The sequence below is a fragment of the Kribbella sp. genome (assembly GCF_035655035.1).
Lineage (GTDB): Bacteria > Actinomycetota > Actinomycetes > Propionibacteriales > Kribbellaceae > Kribbella.
Window position 1 is genome coordinate 1 of the sequence record NZ_DASRVN010000555.1, and the last position, 3,322, is coordinate 3,322.

2 protein-coding genes are annotated in these 3,322 nt (G+C 70.7%); both read right to left on the minus strand.

Annotated features, from left to right (window positions below; genetic code table 11):
- Nucleotides 1–2,237 (minus strand): MDR family MFS transporter (locus tag VFF46_RS29855; RefSeq protein ID WP_325040566.1); only part of this gene is annotated, 2,237 nt, incomplete at its 3' end.
- Nucleotides 2,238–2,535: 298 nt separating this feature from the next.
- Nucleotides 2,536–3,322 (minus strand): LysR family transcriptional regulator (locus VFF46_RS29860; RefSeq protein WP_325040567.1); only part of this gene is annotated, 787 nt, incomplete at its 5' end.

Genomic DNA, 3,322 nt, shown 5'->3' on the forward strand with positions numbered 1-3,322 from the left:
GTGGTGGAGAGGCCGTCGCGGATGGTGGTGAGGAGGCGGCGTTCGACGGCTTCGAGGTCGGCGACGCGGGTGCGGATTTCTTGTTCTTCGGCTTGGGCTTCGGCGAGCAGGGTGGCGGCTTCGGCGCGGGCGGTTGAGCGCACGGAGTCGGCGTCGGCCTGGGCGGTGGTGCGGAGGGCTTCGGCTTCGGCTCGGGCAGTGGTGCGGACGGTGTCGGCTTCGGTTCGGGCGGTTTCGCGGAGGTGGTCGGCGGTGCGTTGGCTGGCGCTGAGGACGCTCAGTTCGTAGCGGCGGAGTTCGTCGACGAGTTCGCCGGCGGGGCGCTGGGAGTCGAGGATCGCGGCGGCGGGTTGCGGGATGTCCGCGTCCGGCAGGGTGTGTTCGAGGGCCGCGATCTGCTGGTCGACGCGGGTGAACAGGTCCGCGACGTCGGTGCGCATCTGGCGGATCGTGTTCGCCGCCGCCTGGACCCGTTCGCTGGCCTCGCGTTCGCGTTCCCGCGCCGTACGTTCGGCCGACGTGATCACGTCCAGCGCGACCACCGCGGCCCGCTCGGCCGGATCGTCGGGAACGGTCTCCCGCGCAGCTCCCTCCGGCGGCGCCTCCCCCATCGCGACCGTACGGCGCAGCGGCACCTCCCGGATGAACAGCACCGCGAGCAGGCTCACCACGGCCGCGCCGGCAGCGATCACGAAGATCCGCCCGGTCGCGTCGCCGTACGCGTGCCGCACGATCTCCTGCACCGGCGCCGGCAGCGAGTGCAGGTCCAGCACGCTTCCGGACCCGCCCTTCGCCGCCGCGGCCGCGCCCGGGCCGAGCTCGCGCAGGTGCTCGGTGATCAGGTTCGTGACCCGGGTCGCCAGCACCGCGCCGAGCACGGACACCCCGACCGCACCACCGAGGCTGCGGAAGAACGTCACCGTGGCCGACGCCGCCCCGACCTCGCTGACGTCGACGGTGTTCTGCACCGCGAGCACCAGGTTCTGCATCATCATGCCCATGCCGATGCCCATCGCGAGCATCCCGAGCCCGACATACCAGTACGGCGACTTGTGGTCGATCGTGCCGAGGACCCCGAGCCCCGCGGTCAGGCAGAGCCCGCCGATCACCAGGTACCGCTTCCACTTCCCGAACCGGGTGATCAGCTGCCCGGATCCGACCGACCCGAGGAACGACCCGAACATCATCGGGATCGTCAGCAGCCCCGCTTCGGTGGCGCTGTACCCGCGGGCGACCTGGAAGTACTGCCCGAGGAACACCGCGCTGCCGAACATCGCGATCCCCACCGAGAGGCTCGCGAGGATCGCCAGCGCCGTGGTCCGCTCACGCACCACCCGCACCGGCACCAGCGGCTCGGGCGCGTGTGTCTCGACCACGACGGCCAGGATCGCGAGTACCGCCGTACCGCCGAGGTACGCGCCGGTCTGCCACGACCACCACGGGAAGTGCTCGCCCGCGAACGACACCCAGATCAGCGGCAGGCTGGCCGCGCCCGCGATCAGGACCGCCCCGAGGTAGTCCATCCGCACGCGACGCTTCACCAGCGGGAGGTGCAGGAACTTCTGCAGCACGAGCAGTGACACCACCGCGAGCGGTACGCAGACGTAGAAGCACCAGCGCCAGCCGAGCCACGACGTGTCCACGATGACGCCGCCGACCAGCGGCCCGCTGACGGTCGCGAGCGCCATCACGGCGCCCATGTACCCGGAGTACCGGCCGCGGTTGCGGGGCGGGATCGCGGCGCCGATGATCGCCTGCGCGAGCGCCATCAGCCCGCCCATCCCGAGCCCCTGCAGCACCCGGGCGCCGATCAGGAACGGTACGTTCGGGGAGGCGCCGGCCAGCATCGAGCCGACCACGAACATGACGATCGCGAGCTGGACCAGCAGCTTCTTGCTGAGCAGGTCGGACAGCTTGCCCCAGACCGGCGTGGCGACGGTCATCGCGAGCAGGCTGGCCGTGACCACCCAGGTGTACTGCGTCTGCGACCCCTTGAGGTCCGCGATGATCGTCGGCAGCGCGTTGCTGACGATCGTCGAGCTGAGCACCGCGGTGAACAGTGCCGAGAGCAGCCCGGCGAGGATCTCCAGGATCTCCCGGTGCGAGAGCTCGGGGTTGCCGGCCGGCGGCTGTGCTGATGGCGGCGCGGCGGCCGGGGCGTGCTCGGGTTCGGCGTACCGCGAGCGGTAGGTGGGGTGGCCGGCGGGGGTGGCCGGTGGGGTCTGGGTGGCAGACATCAGTTTCCGTTCCGTACGGCGAGAACGCGACGACCGGGGCAGTGGGGTGCACTGCTCCGAGGCGGAAACGGCCGGCACCGGAGACACGCCCCGGTCCTCACCCAGCCCGATATTTGGTTGCAACTACCAACTTTAATCCCGCGCCGTCAGCAACTGTTCACCGGGAGGCATCAAACGCTCGTCAGGTGGATTATGAGACGAGGCCTCCTCGGAACTGGATTTCCCCGTACGATCCGGTGCTTGTTGAGTACTCAACACCCCGGTCTCCGGCGGAGCTGTCAGGGCCCGCCGGAGACCTTCACCCGAACGCGGCCACCAGCGGAGCCAGGCACACCGAGGACTGGCCGGCCACGGTCAGCAGATTCCCAGGGGCACTCCGGGGCGGACTGAACGGTCCCATCCACAGAGCACCTTCGGCAGCTTTGCAGGCCGTTCCGTACACAACGGTCCACGCCGGCGAACCGGTGGACATCTCCACGACCGCCGACTCGAGATCGTCGATCGGCCTGCCCAGCACCGGCTCGAACCCGGCCTCGCGGCAGGCCGCGACCAGGTGGTCGTGCAGCCAGACGTCGTCGGGCAGCCGCAGCGGGAGGGCGGCCAGGTCGATCAGCTTCACGCCGTCGTCAGCACGGTACGCCGTCGGTACGAGCACGGAGAGCGGGTCCCGCCAGAGCTCGGTGACCTGTATGTCGGCCGCCGCCACCTCGCCGCGGACGAAGGCGATGTCCAGCTCCCCCGAACGCAGCGCGGTCAGATACTCGGCCGTGCTCCCAGAACTGAGGTGCAACTCAAGATCCGGCGTTCGAGTGCGGAGGGTGGACAGGCCACGTTCTAAGCGGGTGCGGAGGCCGGGGGCGGTGCCGATGCGGAGGACGCCCGAGCGGCCGGAGGCGAGTTCGGCGGCGACGTCCGCGGCGCGGTCGGCGGCGGTCAGGACGGCACGGGCCTCGCGGAGCATGCGTTCGCCGTCGCCGGTCAGCCGGACGTGCCGGGAGGAGCGGTCGAGGAGTTGCAGGCCGAGTTCGCGTTCGAGGCGGGCGACCTGCTGGCTGACCGCGGGCTGGACGATGTTCAGCCGCTCG